This window comes from Corallococcus sp. AB045 (assembly GCF_003668895.1).
GTDB lineage: Bacteria > Myxococcota > Myxococcia > Myxococcales > Myxococcaceae > Corallococcus > Corallococcus coralloides.
The window spans coordinates 25,774-44,720 of sequence record NZ_RAWN01000027.1 but is presented as its reverse complement, the minus strand read 5'-3'; the positions used below and the strand labels follow the sequence as shown (position 1 = coordinate 44,720).

General features: G+C 70.1%; 17 protein-coding genes. 10 read left to right on the top strand and 7 right to left on the bottom strand.

What is annotated here, in order from left to right; translation table 11 throughout:
• Positions 1–36 precede the first annotated feature (36 nt).
• Together D7Y21_RS09305 and D7Y21_RS09295 are read left to right on the top strand one after the other, a co-directional pair.
• A complete protein-coding gene (locus tag D7Y21_RS09305; protein ID WP_121712626.1) occupies positions 37–864 on the top strand; it encodes a RimK family alpha-L-glutamate ligase in 828 nt (275 codons plus the stop codon).
• A gap of 1,092 nt (positions 865–1,956) precedes the next feature.
• Complete coding sequence (locus tag D7Y21_RS09295; RefSeq protein ID WP_147469237.1) at positions 1,957–3,234, top strand: PKD domain-containing protein; 1,278 nt, start codon at positions 1,957–1,959, stop codon at positions 3,232–3,234.
• Positions 3,235–3,237: 3 nt separating this feature from the next.
• Here D7Y21_RS09295 and D7Y21_RS09290 read toward each other — a convergent pair whose 3' ends face one another.
• Positions 3,238–3,594: a hypothetical protein gene (locus tag D7Y21_RS09290; protein ID WP_121712620.1), complete on the bottom strand. Its 357-nt coding sequence runs from the start codon at positions 3,592–3,594 to the stop codon at positions 3,238–3,240.
• A gap of 3 nt (positions 3,595–3,597) precedes the next feature.
• Positions 3,598–3,933 carry a hypothetical protein gene (locus D7Y21_RS09285; RefSeq protein ID WP_121712618.1) on the bottom strand — a complete coding sequence of 112 codons (336 nt, stop codon included), beginning with the start codon at positions 3,931–3,933 and terminating at the stop codon, positions 3,598–3,600.
• 103 nt (positions 3,934–4,036) lie between these two features.
• Between D7Y21_RS09285 and D7Y21_RS09280 the strand changes: the two genes are divergently transcribed.
• From D7Y21_RS09280 to D7Y21_RS09265, 4 genes are all read left to right on the top strand, one after another.
• The gene (locus D7Y21_RS09280; RefSeq protein WP_120565155.1) at positions 4,037–4,813 is read left to right on the top strand and encodes an RNA ligase family protein; all 777 of its coding nucleotides are present in this window, start codon (positions 4,037–4,039) and stop codon (positions 4,811–4,813) included.
• A gap of 355 nt (positions 4,814–5,168) precedes the next feature.
• Positions 5,169–7,970: a serine/threonine-protein kinase gene (locus D7Y21_RS09275; protein WP_121712616.1), complete on the top strand. Its 2,802-nt coding sequence runs from the start codon at positions 5,169–5,171 to the stop codon at positions 7,968–7,970.
• Between the two features lie 135 nt (positions 7,971–8,105).
• On the top strand, positions 8,106–9,368 hold the full coding sequence (locus D7Y21_RS09270; RefSeq protein ID WP_233612037.1) for a sigma 54-interacting transcriptional regulator: 1,263 nt from the start codon (positions 8,106–8,108) through the stop codon (positions 9,366–9,368).
• 59 nt (positions 9,369–9,427) lie between these two features.
• Positions 9,428–10,360 (top strand): hypothetical protein, encoded by a 933-nt coding sequence (locus tag D7Y21_RS09265; protein WP_120565153.1) that lies wholly within the window; start codon positions 9,428–9,430, stop codon positions 10,358–10,360.
• A gap of 81 nt (positions 10,361–10,441) precedes the next feature.
• On the opposite strand, the gene D7Y21_RS09260 is transcribed toward D7Y21_RS09265, so the two are convergent.
• The 3 genes from D7Y21_RS09260 to D7Y21_RS09250 form a co-directional block, all read right to left on the bottom strand.
• Entirely contained in the window at positions 10,442–11,716 is a 1,275-nt protein-coding gene (locus tag D7Y21_RS09260; RefSeq protein WP_121712614.1) for a hypothetical protein, read from the bottom strand.
• A gap of 25 nt (positions 11,717–11,741) precedes the next feature.
• Positions 11,742–12,779 carry a hypothetical protein gene (locus D7Y21_RS09255; protein WP_121712613.1) on the bottom strand — a complete coding sequence of 346 codons (1,038 nt, stop codon included), beginning with the start codon at positions 12,777–12,779 and terminating at the stop codon, positions 11,742–11,744.
• A 284-nt stretch (positions 12,780–13,063) separates the two neighbouring features.
• Positions 13,064–13,333, bottom strand: coding sequence for a GlsB/YeaQ/YmgE family stress response membrane protein (locus D7Y21_RS09250; RefSeq protein ID WP_120525713.1), 270 nt, complete (start codon positions 13,331–13,333; stop codon positions 13,064–13,066).
• Between the two features lie 274 nt (positions 13,334–13,607).
• Here D7Y21_RS09250 and D7Y21_RS09245 point away from each other — a divergent pair, with 274 nt between their 5' ends.
• The 4 genes from D7Y21_RS09245 (at position 13,608) to D7Y21_RS09230 (ending at position 16,515) form a co-directional block, all read left to right on the top strand.
• Positions 13,608–14,480, top strand: coding sequence for a JmjC domain-containing protein (locus D7Y21_RS09245; protein WP_121712611.1), 873 nt, complete (start codon positions 13,608–13,610; stop codon positions 14,478–14,480).
• Between the two features lie 197 nt (positions 14,481–14,677).
• Positions 14,678–15,043 carry a group 1 truncated hemoglobin gene (locus tag D7Y21_RS09240; protein ID WP_121712609.1) on the top strand — a complete coding sequence of 122 codons (366 nt, stop codon included), beginning with the start codon at positions 14,678–14,680 and terminating at the stop codon, positions 15,041–15,043.
• A gap of 22 nt (positions 15,044–15,065) precedes the next feature.
• Complete coding sequence (locus tag D7Y21_RS09235) at positions 15,066–16,061, top strand: 2Fe-2S iron-sulfur cluster-binding protein (RefSeq protein WP_121712608.1); 996 nt, start codon at positions 15,066–15,068, stop codon at positions 16,059–16,061.
• A 1-nt stretch (position 16,062) separates the two neighbouring features.
• Positions 16,063–16,515, top strand: a complete 453-nt coding sequence (locus D7Y21_RS09230) for an Rrf2 family transcriptional regulator (RefSeq protein WP_120565146.1) — start codon at positions 16,063–16,065, stop codon at positions 16,513–16,515.
• 11 nt (positions 16,516–16,526) lie between these two features.
• Here D7Y21_RS09230 and D7Y21_RS42580 read toward each other — a convergent pair whose 3' ends face one another.
• Positions 16,527–18,095, bottom strand: coding sequence for a hypothetical protein (locus D7Y21_RS42580; RefSeq protein ID WP_233612035.1), 1,569 nt, complete (start codon positions 18,093–18,095; stop codon positions 16,527–16,529).
• Between the two features lie 86 nt (positions 18,096–18,181).
• Positions 18,182–18,922, bottom strand: a complete 741-nt coding sequence (locus tag D7Y21_RS09220; protein WP_121712606.1) for an SDR family NAD(P)-dependent oxidoreductase — start codon at positions 18,920–18,922, stop codon at positions 18,182–18,184.
• Positions 18,923–18,947 lie beyond the last annotated feature (25 nt).

Sequence of the window (18,947 nt, the reverse complement as noted above, 5' to 3'; positions counted from 1 at the left end):
CGCGCAGCAGGGGGCGAGACATGGAACGATGGCCGGATGCGGCCCACCCTCGTGGTCATCAACGGTGAACAGTACTGGCAGCGCTACTTCCCGGAATACGAGGTCGTCTTCCGCAGGCTTCAGGAGTGTTCCTGGGTCCTGCGCGGTGGCGAGCTCTGGTGCATCAACCGTGAGTCCGCGACCCGGCTGGACGGCGTGCTCTGGCGGGTGGGCGCCATCCGCCCGGACCCCCGGCACCGCGCGACGCTGGAGCTCATCCGCCTGAGCGGTGTGCCCTGCTCCAACCCGGCGTCCGTGCTGGCGCGCTGTCACGACCGGTTGTCGATGCTAGCGGAGATGCGTGAGGCGGGGCTGCCGGTCATCCCGTTCGACGCCGCGCTCGGCGACGACATGCTGCGACGGCTGGAGCGGCCCGTGCCGTTCGTCGTCAAGGTCGGCAATCACCACGCGGGGCTGGGCAAGGCGCTGGTGCGCGACGCTGGCGCGTGGCCGGAGATCGCGGACCTCCTCTTCGCCGCGGACGACTACGCGGTCGTCGAGCCCTTCATCGACTACGAGCGCGACGTCCGCTGCCTCGCGGTAGGCGAGCGCATGTGGGCGATGACGCGGGCGAGCGCGGGCTGGAAGGCCAACGTCGACACGCGCAAGTACCACGTCATCGACCCGCCGCCGGAGCTCGCGGATCACACGCGCCGGGCCATGCGGCATCTGGGCGCGGACGTGCTGGGCTTGGACTTCCTCCAGGCGAAGGACGGCGGCTACACGTTGCTGGAGTGCAACGACACGCCAGGCCTGTCCGGCTTCCCGGAGGCGCTGCGGGAGGACGTCGCGGAGTGCCTGCGTGTCCGGATGCGCCAGCGCTGAGTGGAGCGCCAGATAATCGGCAATCCATCCTTCAATCCGAAGGTCACCGCCAGGACGCGCGCTTCGCGGAGCGCAGCGACGCCGCCACGGTGTGCCGGAGCGGGCACCAGGGGGACCACGGACGAGGGGAGCCGTGGGCCGCGAAGTCGTGCCTGCACGGAAGCAAGGATGAAGCCACGTGCGGAGGCCGTGGTGGGCCGAGAGTCTGTGTCTGCGCGAGTGCAAGGCGGAACCACGGGCAGATGCCGCCCGTCGGGCGCGCATGCCAGAAACCTGTCCGACAGTCGGACAGGTTTGCGCCCCATGAGGCCCGAGGCCACGAGCTTGTCCGACAGTCGGACAGGTTTGCGCCCCATGAGGCCCGAGGCCACGAGCTTGTCCGACTGTCCGACAGGTTTGCGCCCCATGAGGCCCGAGGCCACGAGCTTGTCCGACAGTCGGACAGGTTTGCGTCGCTTGCGGCCCGGGGCCACGAACTTGTCCGACAGTCGGACAGGTTTGCGTCGCTTGCGGCCCGGGGCCACGAACTTGTCCGACAGTCGGACAGGTTTGCGTCGCTTGCGGCCCGGGGCCACGAACTTGTCCGACTGTCCGACAGGTTTGCGCCCCATGCGGCCCGAAGCCATGAACCTGTCCGACAGTCGGACAGGTTTTCACCGCTCGGGGCCGGAGGGGGTGCCCTCCGGTCGCCGGCGCGGACGGGTGCTCATGGGCCTATGTCAGACCCTTATGGTTGGATGGCGATGCTGGGACAGGGATGGGGAGGAACCGGGGAGGGCTCGTGGCGTACGTGGAGGCGCAGCTTGAGCGCGATATCGCGCTGGGAAGACCGCCGCCTTCCGCATTCTCCGTGCCCCCTGGCTTCATGAGCGGCGACAGCCCTTCGCGGCCTCTGTCGGTCATGACGCTCCACTCGCGCTCCCCTGGTGAGGTGCTCCTGCGCTGATGGGGCTCGAGCGCCTTTGTCAGCGCTGTACCTCCGTGGAGGAGGGGCCAACGCGCTTCCTGGCTACTTCCTTCGGTGGGTGGCCGTCGACAGCCGTTGGGACAGGCTGACACCCTGGGAGTTCCTCCTCCCCTCGGAGCTACCTCATGCGCCGTCTCTCCGTCCCGCGGTGGATGCCCTCTTGGCTTGGATGCGGGCTCGCCTTCGCGCTCGGCCTCACCGGCTGCGGCCCGGCGGAGTCTCCGGAGGACTTCCGGCTGGCGGAGGCGGAAGCGGCGGTCACGTTCGAGCCGGCGTCGGGCGTCCTCTTCGGTGCGTTCGCCGGCAAGCGCGGCACGGAGGACCACGCGGCGGCGCTGGATGCGCTGGAGCAGGTGGCGGAGCGGAAGATGGACGTCCATCGCATCTACGCGGTGTGGGACAAGGCGCAGCCGAACCAGTTCCTGCTCGCGGACCTGGAGCGCGGCCGCATCCCGCTTCTGTCCATCACGGCGAAGCGGCAGGACGGCAGTGGCGTGTCGTGGGCGAGCATCGCGAGCGGTGCCCAGGACGCGCAGCTCAAGGCGCACGCGCTGGCGCTCAAGGGCACGGGCAAACCGCTGTTCCTCATCTTCAACCACGAGCCGGACATGGCGGGCACGGCCCACGGCTCGCCCGCTGAGTTCGCGGCCGCGTTCCGCCGACTCGTCACGGTGTTCCGCCAGCAGGGCGTGACGAACGTGAGCTACTCGATGACGCTCGTCCCCTACAGCTTCCAATCGGGCGCGGCGGATGCGTTCTGGCCGGGCAGCACCTACGTGGACTGGGTGGGCGCGGATGCCTACAACTGGAATGGCTGCAACCCCACGGCGGGCGACACGTGGCGCTCGCTGGAGGAGGCGGTGGCGCCGGTGCTCGCGTGGGCCCATGTGAAGGGCAAGCCGGTGATGCTGCCGGAGTGGGGCTCCGTGGAGGACGCGAGCACGGCCGGGCGCAAGGGGCAGTGGTTCCGGGACGCGCTGGACACGTTCAAGCGCCACCCGGAAATCAAGGTCGCGTCGTACTTCCACACCACCGGCACCTGCCCATGGTGGGTGGACTCCTCGGCGTCCAGCGTGGACGGCTTTCATGCATTGGGTGCCAGCGGCTACACGCACGCGACGGCGGCGGCCTGGCTGCAGCCGTCCACCACGACGGGCACGGCGCCGCTCACGGTGACGTTCGACCTCTCCGGCAGCACGGGCTTCCAGTCCACGACGGGCACGGGAAACGACGCCTGGGGCCTGGACTTCGGTGACGGCTCCGCGCAGGTGACAGGGAGGGGACGGCCCACCGCGCTCCAGACGCACCGCTACACGGCGAAGGGCACGTACCGCGCGAGCCTTACCGTGACGGACTGGAAGGGCGTGAAGAACACCGACACGCGCGTGCTCACGGTGAAATGAGCCTCAGGCCGTGAACTTCCAGTGCTGCATGCGGAAGTAGAACTGGAACCCCGCGTCCTTCAGCGCGGTCATGCGCTCCGGCAGTTCGTCGTTCTCCCAGACGATGCCCAGGCACTCCAGGTCGATCTTCGCGAAGTCGATGACGTGCGTGTTGAAGTCCCAAGGGTCCAATCCCAGGCACCCGCCCACGTCCCGGAGCATCACCGGGTCGTGGGAGTCGTGCAGGATCGTCACGATGATCCGCGCGCCCTCACGCGTGTGCTCGTAGGAGTGCGCGGAGTATTCGAGGAAGGGCACCAGGCTCCGACGGAAGGGCCCGATGGCGATGACGCCCGCGACGATGGGAGAGAGCTCCGGCATGGGCTATCCGTTCGGCTGGAAGTAGAAGGAGAAGCCCGCGTCGCGCAGGCGCAGGAAGCACTCCAGCCGGTGCGCCTCGCCGGGCTGCTCGAACTGCTTGAGCGCGTCCACGTCCGCACGCCACGGGTCGAGCGCGTGGGTGTTGAAGTCCCACGGGTCCGCTCCCAGGCACTCGGCCAGAGCGCGACTGCGGGAGCTGCCCTCCGGCGCGGAGAAAACGGGGACGACGATGATGGCCCCCTCGCGGGTGTCCCAATGCCACGCCTCCGGCTGCTGGAGAAACGGCACCAGCTCGCGGTGGAACGGGCCGATGCCCAGGACCTCTCCATACATTCCCATGCGCTCGAACCTTCCGTGTGTCAGGCCCCGGCGGATGGCCGCGTCCCGCGAGCCTCCCAGGGGCCTCTGCTACCGTCGCCCCGCACACCCCCGAGGCCGCGCCATGACCTTCTCCGTCCGCACCGCCAACCTGCGCACGCTCAACTCGCTGACGAAGTACCCGTCCATCCCGACGTACCACACGCTCGGAGACAAGGGCCGGCTGGCCGAACCCGCCATCGCGTTCGACGGGCCCGTGGTCGGCACGGAGAAGGTGGATGGCACCAACGCGCGCATCGTGTTCCTTCCGGACGGCACGTACCTGCTCGGCAGCCGCGAGGAGCTGCTCTACGCGAGCGGTGACCTCATCGGGAATCCGGCCCTGGGCATCGTGGAGCACCTGCGCCCGGTGGCGGACGCCCTGCGTGAGAAGCGGCTCGACGCGGGCGGCATCACCGTCGTCTTCGGCGAGGTGTACGGCGGCAACGTCACCGCCCACAGCAAGCAGTACACGGGCGAGAAGCGCGTGGGCTACCGCGTCTTCGACGTGGTGCGCCTCACCGACTACGAGACGCCGCTCACCTGGTCCGCGGAGCAGCTCTCCGGCTGGCGCGAATCCGGAGGCCAGCCCTTCGTGACCGAGGACGCGCTCATGGCCTTCACCCGCGAGCACGGACTGGAGACCACGCCGCGCATCCTCGAACAGGACGGCGCCGCGATGCCGAAGGACCTGGAGGGAGCGTTCGCCTGGCTGCGCTCGCACGCGCCCGCGACCCGGTGCGCGTTGGATGCAGGGGCCGGGCAGCACCCGGAGGGCATCGTCGTCCGCACCCGCGACCGGCGCACCATCGCGAAGCTGCGTTACGAGGACTACGAGCGCACGCAGCGCGTGAAGCGCTGAAAAGCAAGAAGGCGGCGGTGTCTCCGTTCACCGCCGCCTCCATCCGCGCCACGCATTCAGTCAGTCGATTGCGGCTCGGCGATATTCATGTGGCCTGTCGCGGATGAGGTCCAACCGCACCCCGAAGTTGCCCGCGTTGTCCGTACCCATTGCGTCTGGCGTGCCAGCCTCCGGCCTGCCGGGCGCTCCCTGATTCCGGGGGTTTGTGTCCACGCCGACGGCGGCCCCTGGTGACCGCGGTCCTGCCGCTGATGACGGCTGTCACCAGGCAGGCAGCCTGGGTTGACGCGCCGCGGAAGGATGTTCGGAGCGGACGAGGGCCGGCGGTAGACTCGCGGATCAGGTCACGGCCCCCATGACGAAGAGAGACACCGGAAGGCGAAACACAGGCACCGGCAACTCGGACTCCGTGCGCTCGGGCGCGGGGACGGGCCGGGGCTCGGGATACGGAACGGGCCCCCGTCCGCGCCGCGCGGAGGACGTCCCGCCCGTTCCCCAGGTGGGCCGCTACCTGCTCCTGCGCAAGCTGGGGCAGGGCGGCATGGGCGTGGTGTACGCCGCCTATGACCCGGACCTGGACCGCAAGATTGCCCTGAAGCTGCTGCACCCGAATGCCAACCACGACAACGAGGAGGCGCGGTCCCGGCTCTTGCGTGAAGCGCAGGCCATGGCGCGTGTCTCCCATCCCAACGTCATCCCCGTCTTCGACGTGGGCATGTGGGGCGACCAGGTCTTTGTCGCCATGGAGCTGGTGGAAGGTGGCACGCTGGGCTCGTGGCTGAAGGAGGCGAAGCCGTCCTGGCGCGAGGTGCTGGAGCGCTACCTCCAGGCGGGCCGGGGACTCCAGGCCGCGCACGCGGCGGGCCTGGTGCACCGCGACTTCAAGCCCGCCAACGTGCTGGTGAGCCATGCGGGCCGCGTCTACGTGACGGACTTCGGGCTGGCGCGGCAGGTGGGCGACGGACCGGAGGCCCCGGCCTCGCCGGAGGAGGCGCAGGTCCTGGAGTCCTCGGACCGGCGCATGCTGGACACCACGCTCACGGAGGCGGGCCTGCTGGTGGGCACGCCCAACTACATGTCCCCGGAGCAGTTCCGGGGCACGCAGCTGGACGCGCGCACGGACCAGTTCAGCTTCTGCGCGGCGCTCTACGGCGCGCTGTACGGCACGCGCCCCTTCGACCCGGGCAGCATCAAGGCCTACGCGTCCGCCAGCCGGAGCGCGGAGCTGGAGGCCACCGGCACGCAGTCCCTGGGCGGCACGCAGTCGCTGAACGCCGCGCCCGCGAAGGCCCCCGTCATCTCTCCGCCGCCCGCGCTCATCCGCGAGCCCCCGCGCGACGCGAAGGTGCCCGGTTGGGTGCGGCAGGCAGTGCTGCGCGGGCTGGCGCTGGACGTGGACGCGCGCTTCCCGTCCATGCAGGCCCTGCTGGACGCGCTCTCCCAGGAGCAGCGGCACGGGCAGCGCAAGCGCTGGCTGGGCGCGGCGGGCGCCATGACCACCGCGCTCGCGGTGGCGGGCGGCGTGGCGTGGCAGCAGTCCCAGGTGTGCGCGGACGCGGGCGCGCTGATGGACACCGTGTGGACGCCGGACGCGAAGGTGAAGCTGGAGTCCGCCTTCCGCGCCACCGGGAAGCCCTTCGCGGAAGGCATGGCCGTCCGCGCCGTGCAGGTGCTGGGGCAGTACGCGGACGCGTGGAAGCACCAGCGCATCCAGGCGTGCGAGGACGCGCGCGTGAGCGGCGTGAAGCCGGAGGAGCAACTGGACCGGCAGGTGGTGTGCCTGGAGCGCCGCCGCAGGGACCTGCGCGCCACGGTGGACCTGCTCGCGAGCGCGGACGCCGCCATGGTGGAGAAGTCCGTGGACATGGCGCACGCGCTGCCCGCGCTGCACGAGTGCGAGGACGTGGAGTCGCTGGCAGAACAGCAGCGCCGCCCCTCCGACCCCGCCCTGCGCGACGCGATTGAAGCGCTGGAGGACCAGCTGTCGGAGGTGCGCGCGCAGGTGGACGCGGGCCGCTACCCGGCGGCGCTCGCGGCGGTGAAGGCGCTGGAGGCGCCGGTGGAGAAGACGGGCTACCTGCCGCTGAAGGCGGAGATGCGCTTCCACCTGGGCTGGCTCCAGGAGCAGACGGGCCAGTCGCCGGAGGCGTCCCGCCTGCTGTCGCGCGCGGTGTTCGACGCGGAGGCGGGCAGGGCGGACCGGCTGAAGGTCGCCATCCTCAACAAGCTCCTCTACGTGGAGGACGGCCAGAAGCACTTCGACCCGGCGGCGAACTGGGGCGAGCTGGCGGAGGCCACCCTCCAGCGCCTGGGCGGCGAGCCCGTGCTGCAGGCCGACGTGAAGGTGAACCAGGCCAACCTCGCCATGTCCCAGGGCCACATGGAGGAGGCCCGCGAGCGGCTGACGGAGGCGAGCGCCCTCTACGACAAGGCGCTGCCGCCCGAGCACCCCAAGCGCGCGCGGGCGCTCTTCCTGCTGGGGCGGCTGGTGCTGGGCACGGGCGACGCGAAGGGGGCGGTGCCGCTGTTGGAGGCGTCGCTCGCGAAGACCCTGGCGGCCGTGGGCCCGGTGCACCCGGACGTGGCCCGCCGGCATGGCCTGTTGTCCCTGGCCCTGCGAGACGCCGGCCAGCCCGAGCGCGCCCTGCCGCATGCCCAGGCGGTGGTGGACCTCTACAAGACCCTGCATGGCGCGAAGAGCGCCCAGGTGGCGGAGGCGCTGGACGAGCTGGGCATGTGCCAGCTGGGGATGAAGCGCTACGACGACGCGCTGAAGACCTACGAGCAGGCCGTGGCCCTCAAGCGCGAGCTGTTGCCCGAGGGCGACGAAGGTCTCCAGCCTTCCTACGACGGCGTGGGCCAGGCGCTGCTGGGCCTGGGCCGGGCACGCGACTCCGTGGCGCCGCTCCAGCTGGCGGTGTCCTTCGCGTCCGCGCCCCCGGATGCGCTGGCGGAGTCCGGCTTCGCGCTGGCGCGGGCGCTGTACCAGACGGGCCAGTCTCCAGAGGCCCGGGGCGAGGCCACCCGCGCCCGGGAGCGCTTCAGCGAGTCCGGGATGGACGAGCGCGTGGGCGAGGTGGACTCGTGGCTGGAGACCCTGCCCAAGGAGTCCCCGCGCCCGCCTGCCCGCAAGCCGCCTCGCGGCCGGCGCAGGTAGGACGTTACGCACGGCTGCTGGCGACCCTGGCGGGGCGTGCTACCGTCCCGCGCCGTGTCGCTGCCCCCAGATGACGACGAGGCGCTCCTGGACGCCACGGCCACCCTGAACCGGGGCCGTGCGGGACAGGTGCGGATGGTGCTGCGGGTGCTTTCCGGCGCGGAGGCCGGCAAGACCCATCCGCTCAAGCAGGGGACGTACACAGTGGGCAAGAACCCCACGTGTGACATCGTCCTCACCGACAAGGCCGTCTCCCGCCAGCACCTGAAGCTGGAGGTGCACGCCGAGCACGTCGTCGCCACGGACCTGGGCTCGCACAACGGCTCGTTCGTGGAGGGGCTGCGCTTCACCGCCATGGAGCTGCGCCCCGGCAGCGTCATCACGCTGGGCACCACCGAATTGAAGCTGGTGCCGGAGGACACGCGCGAGCGCTCGCTGCCGCTGTCCTCGCGCGACCGCTTCGGCGCGCTCGTGGGCGGAAGCCGCAAGATGCGCGAGGCCTTCACCGTACTGGAGCGCCTGGCGCCCGGCGGCGCGGACGTGCTCATCCACGGCGAGACGGGCACCGGCAAGGACCTGTGCGCGGAGGCCATCCACCAGCAGAGCCCGCGCGCCAAGGGCCCCTTTGTCATCGTGGACCTGGCGGGCGTGCCCTCCACCCTCATCGAGTCCGAGCTCTTCGGCCACGTGAAGGGCTCCTTCACCGGCGCCCAGGGTGACCGCGCCGGCGCCTTCGAGCGCGCGCAGAACGGCACCGTCTTCCTGGACGAGATTGGCGAGCTGCCCCTGGACCTGCAGCCGCGCCTGTTGCGCGTGCTGGAGCGCCGGCAGGTGAAGCGCGTGGGCGGCAACGACTACTTCACGGTGAACGTGCGCGTGGTGGCCGCCTCGCACGTGAACCTGGAGCAGGCCGTCCAGCAGGGGAAGTTCCGCCGCGACCTCTTCCACCGGCTCGCCGTGCTGCGCGTGACGCTGCCCGCGCTGCGCGAGCGCCCGGAGGACATCCCGCTGCTCATCGACCACATGCTCAAGCTGATGGGCCGGCAGCCGGGCGCGCTGTCGGACCAGACGCGCGCGCTGCTCATGCAGTACCCCTGGCCCGGCAACGTGCGCGAATTGCGCAACGTGGTGGAACAGGTGGTCAACCTGGGCGAGGAGGCCCTGCCGGACCTGGAGGCGCACCCGGGGGCGGACGGCCGCAAGGGTCCGGATCTGGACCTGCCCTTCAAGGAAGCGAAAGAACACCTCATCGAAGTGTTCGAACGTGACTACCTGAAGAACCTCATCGAGCGCTGCGAAGGCAACATTTCCAGGGCTTCTCGCGAAGCTGATATCGACCGTGTCTACCTCCGGAAACTCCTGCGCAAGCACGGGTTGGATCCGTCCGGGGAGCCTTAACACGGGGCGGCATCACAGGTAGGATGACATCCCCCTTCCCCCCCTCCGGAGCCACGACCGTGAGCGTGAACCTTTCTTCCAATCTCCTCCGTTCCTTCCAGCAACTGGCGGACGTGAAGCCGACCGCCGTACCGCAGCAGGCCGCTCAGCAGGCCGGGTTGCCGGAGGAGAAGGTCGTCTCACAGGTGGAGGGCGCGCCCACCCCCGTGCAGACGGAGCAGGCCACGGACGCCTTCGCGGCGGTGCAGGCCCTCAACCAGGCGTGGGCGAACCGCTTCCAGCCGGTGTCGGGCGCTTCCGCGCAGGACGTGGGCGTCGCGGGGAAGCTCGCGAACGCGCCCAAGGCTCCGGAGATTGGCGGCTGGGACGCCGCGGGGACGGACCCCGAGGTGGTCAAGCAGACCAACCAGAACGACTGCGGCGCCGCGGTGGCGGTGATGCTGGGCAAGGAGATTGGCAACAGCAAGGCCCAGCCCACGTCGGACAAGGAGAAGATGTCCGCGCTGGAGTCGCGCTTCACGCAGGGCCAGGGCACGTCGCCGCATGAGCTGTCCAACATGCTGGCGAACCAGGGCACGAAGGTGACGCAGACGTCGTCCAAGCTCGACACCAAGGCCCTGGATGACGCGCTCGCTCGCGGCGCCAAGGGCGCGGTGATGGTGGACTCCAGCCTGGTGGACCCCACGACGAAGCCGGGCGAGACGGGCCGCGCGCACTGGGTCTCCGTGGAGGGCAAGGACGACAAGGGCCGCTACCTCATCAAGGACCCCAGCACCGGCTCCAAGATTCCGGTGGACGCCCAGCGGCTCGCGGACTCCATGGAGATCAGCTGGAACCGGCACCAGGGCGGCGGGCAGATGATCGTCGAAAGCGCCCAGGGCATGTCCGAGGCCCAGGCCGCGCAGGAGGGCGGGCAGAAGGCCGTCGCGCTGGGCAACACGGATGGTGGCGGCTCCCGCGCCATGTCCAACTTCGGCCGCGAGTCTTCATAACCCCTGAAGACAGACGGCGGATGGACTGGAGTCCATCCGCCGCGGCTCATCGTCTTTCGCTTTTGCGCCTGCCGCGCGGCTTCAGACGGTGAGGTGCTGCACGGCCTGGAGCCGCAGCAACTGGCGCGCCAGCTCCTGCACCTGCTCCACCTCCTCCAGTCCCATCACCTTGCGCAGCGCGAGCCTCTTGTCCGTGGAGGCGCGCAGCAGCAGCGCGCGCAGCTGGGGATTGCTGAGCATCGGGTTGAGCTGGCGCAGGTGGCCTACCAGCGCGCCCAGCTGGGGCAGCGTGAGGCCCGCGACCATCACCTGCGTCGCGGAGCCCTCGTCCGGGCTCTGGCTGGTGGCCAGCATCCACGGTGACAAGAGCAGCGAACGGGTGAAGTCCGTCTCGCAGGACAGGCCCAGCCGCGCGCACTCCTCCACCACGGGGCCGGTGTCGTGGCCCGCGATGATGGGCTGGATGCGGGCGGCCTCGTACTTCTGGAGGACGGCGTCGTAGAGCTTCCGGGCCTCCACGCCCTGCGGCGTGCGCGGGAACTCCGCGAAGGCCTGCGCAATCTCCGCGCGCAGCGTGCCCAGGAGCGTGGCGTCGTCCGCCGTGCCGGGCTCGCCCAGGACCTGGGCCAGGTAGGCCCGGTCCTCGGGGACCGCGTTCGCGGACTTCCACCACTCGAAGGTGACGGTGCTCACGCTCAGGACCACCGGCAGGGTGACGACGCCCTGACGGCCGGGGTTGGCGAGGAAGGCGGCCATCTTCCCCTCCACCTCCGTGAGGCCGCGGTAGAGCCGGTGGAGGACGGCGGTGCGCAGCTTCGCGCGGCCCTCCAGCGCCTGCTTCGCGGCATCCGACGACTGTCCGTCCGTCGCGGTGCGCTCCCGCGAGGACTCGGAAGCGGCGGGCTGGCGCGCGAGCTGGGGCGCCCCGGGCACCTGCGGTGTCGTGGGCGGAGGCTGGGGGAGCGCCGGGGCCGTCTGGGGCGCCTGCGCCGCCAGGGCAGGGGGCTGCTCCAGGGTGCCCAGGCTGGCGGCGCCCTGCGACGTGCCAGGCGACATCCCGGCCTGCTGCTGGGCACCCCTGGCACCGCCACCGCCGCCTTCGTTGCGCTCCGTCTCGCCGGAGCGGCCGAAGTCCATGCCGTCCTGGGGGCCGGCCTGCTCCAGGCCCCCCTTGGCGGAGGCGCCCTTCGCGGAGCCTCCCTTGACGGCGACGCCTCCCTTGCCAGCGCCGCCCTTTCCAGAGGCCTTGCCCGATGACTTGCTTTCACCGGACTGCGCCTTCTCCTCCTTCTCCTTCGCGGGGCTCTGCAGGGGCAGGCCCGGGCGAGGAAGGCCAGACGGAAGGCGGACGCTCATGGACGGGGGCCTCGCTAGGGGGGAATCAGGCCAGGTTCTTCAGGTGGACGACCAGGTTGCTGTTCTTGCTGCCCAGCGTGCTCGCGTCATCCGTGGGGATGACGTAGCCCTGATCCGCGCCGACGTGCTTGCGGAAGAAGTCTACCACCTCCGGATCCTGCACGTTGGACGTGGTGCTCTTCTTGATGCCGTACGCGGAGCCGTCCGCTCCCTTGGCCTTCACGGAGTCAGGCGCGTTGGCGAGCAGGTTGTCCATCGTGCCCGACAGGCGGCCACCGCCGTCCGCCTGGATGGTCATCGCGGTGTTGTGACCCTCGATGTAGCTGACGTCGTAGTAGGTGTTCCCGAACCCGCCGTCGAACTTCACTTCACCGAGCGTCGCGTTCTTGCCGTCGCCGCTGTCGCTGCGGAAGTTGCCGGACCAGTTGTCCGGGAACTGCACCGTGCGGCTCTCACCGGGCTTCAGCGTGACGGAGTCGACGGCCTTCTCGCCCGCGTTGGGGGTGAAGTTCACCGTCATCGGTTTGTCGCCGTCGTTGTTGAGGGTGATGGTGTTCTTGCCCTTCGCCGCGCTCGAGTCGCCCACGGACTGGGGACCAGCGACGGCCGCGTTCTTCTGGGGAGCCGCCGGAGCCGGGGCGCCCTGCGCGGCGGGAGCAGCCTGCGCGGCCGGGGTCGCCTGCGCGGGGGCAGGAGCCGCGGCCTGGGCAGTGGCAGGAGCTGCGGCCTGGGCAGCGGCAGGAGCCGCGGCCGGACCCGCGGCCTGCTGCGCACCGGCGCCGTTCATTCCACCGAGCAGCTCCACCAGCTGATTCACCATCTGGACCATCTGGGCCAGCTGCTCCATGGGATTGCCGCCCTGGAGCGCGCCCTTCTTGCCCACGCCCGCCGGCGCGTCGAAGCCATCCGCCTGGAACATCCCCTGGAGCGAACCCGGGCCGCACTTCGCCTTCGCCGCGTCCGCCGTGGGGCGCGACACCGGGCTGGAGAGCTCCGTGGCGGACGTGCGGGGGGAGAAGGAGGAGCTGGCAACGGACGACTTCGACAGGGGGGAGAGCGCCATGGCGGTGTTCCTCGGAGATTGGATGGGGCGGCGGGGAGACGCCGTCCGGTTCAGCGATGCAGGGGGCTAGAGCACGGCGCGTGCCACGCGTCCCACACGCTTCTCGACGAGGTAACCGCTTGGAATCGCTCAGGGGACGGACGCGGCGGCGGGGGCGGAGGGCCACCGCCCTGATGACTGCCGTCAGGCCCCTGGTGTCTGGCGTCATCAGGCCCGGAAGCACGACTCGCGCGGGACGCATGCGCCCCGCGCGAGAAGTCACCGCGGTCTTCAGGCCGTGCGGATCAGACCCTTCGGACGGTGCTCGAATGGATGAGCCGCAGTATCAGCAGCAGCACCACCGCTCCGATGAACGCCACGAAGATGGTGCCCGCGAGGCCACCGAACGGGGCTCCCGTGCCGAGCGCCCGGAGGATGAAACCTCCCAGGAACGCGCCCACCACGCCCACGACGATGTCGCCAATCAGGCCATAGCCACCGCCCACCACCGCGGACGCGAGCCATCCAGCGATGAGGCCAATCACCGCCCACAACAGGATTGCTTCCAGCGCCATGTCTCTTCCTCCCATCGAGGTGATGGACGAAACATGGGCATGATTCCCAGCCGCGCCCGCCCCTCCCTCAAGGGCGACGGCAGGGCGGCCAGGCAGCCGGCGCCGGGGGGTCTTCAATTCGTTCCACATCCCACGAATCCGACTGTCTTCAGAGGGGAGCGGGGCAATATGCCCCATGAAGCCCCGGGGCAAAATGCCCCAATTTGAACCTGTGTGCGCGCTCTGCTGGCATTGAGTGAACACCTGTCGCTGAAGGCGGCAAGGAGTCACTTCCATGAAGCGCATCTTCGAGTCTGTCGGGTCGCCGTTGCAGTTCGACCGTGAGTCCTTCCGGTGCCGTCACACCCTCTTGGGACATCCCGCGTTGGAGCTGGAGAACCTGGCGGGCGTGGTGCAGCGGCTGCCTTCCGCGAACGTGTTCTTCAGCTCCGGCCTGGTGCCCAAGGACGCGGACTTCGACCGCGCGCACCTGGACTACCGCACCGGCCTGTCGCTGAAGGACACCGTGGAGAACATGATGACGAGCAACTCGTACATCATGCTGCGCGCGCCGGAGCAGGACCCCAGCTTCCACGACCTGTACCGCGCGCTCCTGTCGGAGGTGGAGGACCTGATGCGCCAGCAGGGCGTGGGCACCCACGCCGTGGATCCGATGCTCTACCTCTTCATCGCGTCCCCCGGCAGCGTCACGCCCTTCCACCTGGACCGCTACTCCACGCTGCTGATGCAGTTCCGGGGCAGCAAGGCGGTGCACGTCTCGAAGGCGTGGGACGAACAGGTGGTCCCCGCGCCGGACCTGGAGGCCTTCATCGCGCGCTCGGGCTCCAAGGTGAGCTACCGCGAGACCTTCGATGCGACGGCGGAGCGCTACGCCTTCGGACCCGGGGACGCGCTGCACATCCCCTTCGTGGCGCCGCACTACGTGAAGAACGGCACGGACGACGTCTCCGTGTCGCTGTCCATCATCTTCAACACCCGCGAGACGGCCCGGCACCTGCGCGCGCTGCGCACCAACCACGCGCTGCGCAAGCACCTGGGGCCGCTGGGGCACCGGCCCACGCCGGTGAACCGCTTCCTGCCGCTGGACCACGTGAAGAGCGGCATGGAGCGCGTGGTGCGCCGGGCGCGCGGCCTGCTGCACGCCTGAGCCTCCGCGTCCACGGGCAGGGGACCTGCTCCGCGGTCTGCCAGGAAAACACCTCCACGACTGTGCGCATGAGCCGATGGCACATGCGCGAGAAGTTAGCCCGATGCTCGGAACCCCGGGGGGTTGACGGCGGGACCCTTAAAGATGCATTCAGGATGCATCTTTTTGGGGCGTGGGCCCGGAAAGCGAGCGAAGTCATGACGAGCGTGTACGAGAAGATTGGCGGAGAGCCGGCGATGGCGGCGGCGGTGGACGTCTTCTACCGGAAGGTGCTGGCCGACGATCGCATCAGCCACTTCTTCGAGGACGTGGACATGGAGCGCCAGGCCGCGAAGCAGAAGGCGTTCCTGACGATGGTGACCGGCGGGCCCGCGAGCTACTCGGGCAAGGACATGCGCGCGGGGCACAAGCACCTGGTGGAGCGCGGGCTGAACGCGATGCACTTCGACGCGGTGGTGGGGCACCTGAAGGAGACGCTGGAGGAGCTGGGCGTGCCCGCGGAGCTGGTGGGCCAGGTGATGACCGTCGCCGAAGGGGCGCGGGCGGACGTGTTGAACCGCTGAAGCAGCCGTCAGGAGGCACGCCATGGCGAAGGTACGGCATGAATCCGAGTGGTATCCGCTGGAGCCCGGAGAGACGGTGCTGGACGGGCTGCTGCGCCAGGGCGTGCGCGTGCCGCATGCGTGCCGGGCGGGGGCCTGCCAGTCCTGCCTGATGCGGGCGACCTCGGGCCCTGTGCCCGAGGCGGCGCAGGTGGGGCTCAAGGACACGCTGCGGGCGCGAGGCTACTTCCTCGCGTGCACGTGCCGGCCCCAGGAGGGCACGGCGCTGGAGGTGGCGGGGGCGTCGGAGCTGCGCGTCCCCGCGCGCGTGGTGGACCTGGAGTCGCTCAGCGCGGACGTGTTCGCGGTGCGGCTGGAGGTGGAGACCCCGCTCGATTATCGCGCGGGGCAGTACGTCACGGTGGTGCGCGCGGACGGGCTCGCGCGCAGCTACTCGCTGGCGAGCCTGCCTCGCGAGGGCCGGCTGAAGCTGCACGTGCGGCTCGTGCCCGGGGGCGCCATGAGCGGTTGGTTCGCTCGCGAAGTCAGACATGGTGATCAGGTGCACGTGCAGGGGCCGGCCGGGGATTGCTTCTACGTGCCCGGGCAGCCGGAGGCGCCGCTGCTGCTGGCGGGGACGGGCACGGGGCTCGCGCCGCTGTATGGAATCCTGCGGGACGCGCTGGAGGCGGGGCACACCGGCCCCATCCACCTGTTCCACGGGGCGAAGGACCCGGGCGGGCTGTACCTCGTGGACGCGCTGAGGGCCATGGCGGCGAGCCATCCGAACCTCCACTACCGGCCCGTCGTGCTGGCGGGAGGAGGTGGGGAGGTAGAGGAGGGCGCCCTGGAGGCGAAGGTGCTCACCTGCCTCCCGAAGCGCCCGGTGGGCTGGCGAGCGTTCCTCTGCGGCAACCCCGAAGCGGTGCTATCCCTGCGCAAGAAGCTCTTTCTCGCGGGGTTCTCGCTGAAGGACATCCACGCGGATGCCTTCCTGCCGAGCGTGCCGCGAGCGGGGCCCGTCGCCGGAGCCGCCTGACTTGCACCTGACCCTTCACGCCGACTACTCGCTGCGCGTCCTCATGTACCTGGCGGCACGTCCCGGGCGGCCGTCGTCCACGCAGGAGATCGCCGACGCCTATGGCATCTCCAAGCACCACCTGGTGCGCGTGGTGCAGACGCTGGCGCAGGAGGGGCACGTGGAGGTGAAGGCCGGGCGGGCCGGCGGTGTGCTGCTGGCGAAGGCCCCGGGAGACATCCGGCTGGGCAAGGTGGTGCGCGCGGCCGAGCCGGACTTCCACCTGGTGGAGTGCTTCGACCGGGAGCGCAACACGTGCCCCATCGCGTCGCTCTGCGGCCTCAAGGGCGTGCTGGCGGAGGCGCGCGACGCGTTCTTCGCCACGTTGGACAAGTACTCGCTGGAGGACCTGCTGCGCCGCTCCAAGCCCGGCCTGTCGGACCTGCTGCTGAAGCCGGCCGCGCCACAGGAGTAGGCGCGCCCGGGTTACGGCGCCAGCAGGACACGCCGCACGTGCTCCCGCACGTTCTCCTCGGTGGACTCTGGAACCGAGGACAGGAATGCGCGCGCCGCGCCCAGGGCTTCCAGGAACGGCCCCGCCGCCGCCACCGCCTGCCGCTCGGCTTCGTCCGGAAGGTCGCGGGTGGCCTGCTCCGGCGTCCACACCGCGGCCTCGAGCGCGAGCACCATGGCCCGGCCCGCGGCGACACACCGCTGGCGCTCGCGGATGAGCTCCATGCCGCCACCGGTTTCGTCCTCCGTGAGCGCCGCGGACTGGATGAGCTTGCGCAGCGCTTCCACGTGCGGCGCCAGAGGCGTCTGGGAATCTCCCAGCCAACGCCGCAGGGCCTTCAATGCGGCGTGAGGGCCTGAGGCGCGGGCGAAGTGGAACTGCCAGTGGCCATCCTCCGGCACGCCGTGCTCCCAGATGCCCAGGCAGGGCTCCGCCACCGCGAAGGCCGCGAGGACCAGGGGACGGTGGCCCCAGCGCGACAAGCCCTGGAGCCACTCCGACACAGAGCCCTCGTGCTTCGCGGTGAGGTAGGCCTCCAAGCTGTCCTCGCTCGGGGGACGGGCGCGCTTGCGGTCCCGGGCCTCCGTGGTCATCCGCTGGAGGGTCTTGAACAGGGCTTCGTCCTCCACATTGAAGGGATCCGAGTAGCCCGTCCACCGGGCCGCGGCGATGGCGAGCGCCTGCCCCACGCGGTAGTCGGGCATCTCCGCCAGCAGGTCCAGCAGGGCCTGCATGACCTGCTCCGGCATTCGTTCCTGGCTCTGCCTCTCCATCGCGCACGTCCTGTCAGTGGGAGGCTGTCGCGAGACCCCTCCGTTACCGGGCTCGCTGACGAAGGCCGCCCAGTCGTCTGACGGGACCGTGGCGCCCGACCCCTTCCGCCAGGCGGTGACCTGCGCCTTCCAGGCCGCGGCGCCGCCTCTCAGGGGGAACGCGCGCGTGACCGCGAGCCGATGAACTGGTTCGTGTTCTCGCAACAGGCTGCGATTGACCGCGTCGACTTCACCGGGCCTCGCGCGCAGGCGCACCTCCGCTGCGATCCGGGAGCCCTCACGGCGGAGCCGCGCCCGCTCGTCCTCTGGCACCAGTTCCTCGAAGATGCTCCAGAGTCCCAGCAGCGGTTGCACGCGGCCCTCCAGGAGCGCCGCGTGCAACCGGTCGTGTCCATCCACGACGAGCCACTTCCGCACCCGTGTGAGGTAGGGCAGCAGGACCGGCGGCAGCGTTCCATCTCGCGCATGCTTGCGCCACGCCTTCAACCGTCCGCCTGATTCAGGAAATGGCGCGCGGAGAGGGATGACTCCGCCGCTGCGCTCCTCGGGAGTGCCTGGCCCGGCCCAGGACCACTCCTCCGAACGGAAGAAAGGGAAGCGCAGGATCCCATCGGGCGCGCACGGTGGGACCGGCAGCTCTCCCGTGCCTTCGATGGGCCCGCCCAGCATCACGCGCAGCGGATAGGGCCGGGTGGCTTCGACATGGAGCAGGGGACGTCGCAGCCAGTGTCCCCACGAGGGGACGGTCAGCAGCAGCCCGGGGGCCACCCACGGGCATCCGCCAATCCGTGTCATCCGCCGTCACGGCGATTCGTGGCTGCCTCAGGCGTCCTCCTCGGCCTGACATCATCGTGTCACACCGCCATGACACCCCCATCCACGAAGAGCTCGACGCCCGCGACGAAGCTGCTCTCGTTCGACGCCAGGAACAGCACCGCGTTCGCGACGTCCTCCGCCTGGCCGAGCCGCCCGAGCGGCGTCATCTGTTTCAGCACGTCCTCCATCCCCGCGTTGTTCTGGAGATACGTCTGCATCGCGGGCGTTTCAATCACCCCCGGTGAAATCACGTTGACGCGGATGCCCAGGCTCTTCAGGTCGGTCGTCCAGGTACGCGCGAGCGCGCGAATCGCGGCCTTGGTCGCGTTGTAGACCGACAGACCGGGGAAGCCTTTGCTGCCGCTGGCCGAGCCGGCGAGGATGACCGTCCCTCCGGGGGGCATGAGGGGCAGCGCCTTCTGCACGCTGAAGACCATGCCCTTCACGTTCGCGCCGAACACGCGCTCGAAGTGCTCCTCGTCGATCGCACCGAGCGCCACGGTTTCGGAGATTCCCGCATTGGCGAAAACGACATCGATCCTGCCGTGGTCGCGTTTGACGCGCTCGTAGAGCCGGTCGAGGTCGGAGAGATTGCCGACGTCCCCTTGGATGCCAACGGTGGCGCCACCGATTTCGTGGACCGCCTCGTCGAGCCTCTCCTGTCTGCGCCCGGTGATGTAGACCCTGGCCCCCTCCGCGGCGAAGGCCTTGGCGGTCGCGAGCCCGATGCCGTCACTTCCCCCGGTGACGACCACGACTTTGTCTTTGAATCGCGTCATGTCGATTTCATCTCCTTCAAGAGTG

What these genes read in the sequence shown, in the direction of transcription:
- D7Y21_RS09305 (WP_121712626.1), top strand. Translation starts at nt 37, where the DNA reads ATGCGGCCCACCCTCGTGGTCATCAACGGTGAACAGTACTGGCAGCGC.
- D7Y21_RS09295 (WP_147469237.1), top strand. Translation starts at nt 1,957, where the DNA reads ATGCGCCGTCTCTCCGTCCCGCGGTGGATGCCCTCTTGGCTTGGATGC.
- D7Y21_RS09290 (WP_121712620.1), bottom strand. Translation starts at nt 3,594, where the DNA reads ATGCCGGAGCTCTCTCCCATCGTCGCGGGCGTCATCGCCATCGGGCCC.
- D7Y21_RS09285 (WP_121712618.1), bottom strand. Translation starts at nt 3,933, where the DNA reads ATGGGAATGTATGGAGAGGTCCTGGGCATCGGCCCGTTCCACCGCGAG.
- D7Y21_RS09280 (WP_120565155.1), top strand. Translation starts at nt 4,037, where the DNA reads ATGACCTTCTCCGTCCGCACCGCCAACCTGCGCACGCTCAACTCGCTG.
- D7Y21_RS09275 (WP_121712616.1), top strand. Translation starts at nt 5,169, where the DNA reads ATGACGAAGAGAGACACCGGAAGGCGAAACACAGGCACCGGCAACTCG.
- D7Y21_RS09270 (WP_233612037.1), top strand. Translation starts at nt 8,106, where the DNA reads ATGGTGCTGCGGGTGCTTTCCGGCGCGGAGGCCGGCAAGACCCATCCG.
- D7Y21_RS09260 (WP_121712614.1), bottom strand. Translation starts at nt 11,716, where the DNA reads ATGAGCGTCCGCCTTCCGTCTGGCCTTCCTCGCCCGGGCCTGCCCCTG.
- D7Y21_RS09255 (WP_121712613.1), bottom strand. Translation starts at nt 12,779, where the DNA reads ATGGCGCTCTCCCCCCTGTCGAAGTCGTCCGTTGCCAGCTCCTCCTTC.
- D7Y21_RS09250 (WP_120525713.1), bottom strand. Translation starts at nt 13,333, where the DNA reads ATGGCGCTGGAAGCAATCCTGTTGTGGGCGGTGATTGGCCTCATCGCT.
- D7Y21_RS09245 (WP_121712611.1), top strand. Translation starts at nt 13,608, where the DNA reads ATGAAGCGCATCTTCGAGTCTGTCGGGTCGCCGTTGCAGTTCGACCGT.
- D7Y21_RS09240 (WP_121712609.1), top strand. Translation starts at nt 14,678, where the DNA reads ATGACGAGCGTGTACGAGAAGATTGGCGGAGAGCCGGCGATGGCGGCG.
- D7Y21_RS09235 (WP_121712608.1), top strand. Translation starts at nt 15,066, where the DNA reads ATGGCGAAGGTACGGCATGAATCCGAGTGGTATCCGCTGGAGCCCGGA.
- D7Y21_RS09220 (WP_121712606.1), bottom strand. Translation starts at nt 18,922, where the DNA reads ATGACGCGATTCAAAGACAAAGTCGTGGTCGTCACCGGGGGAAGTGAC.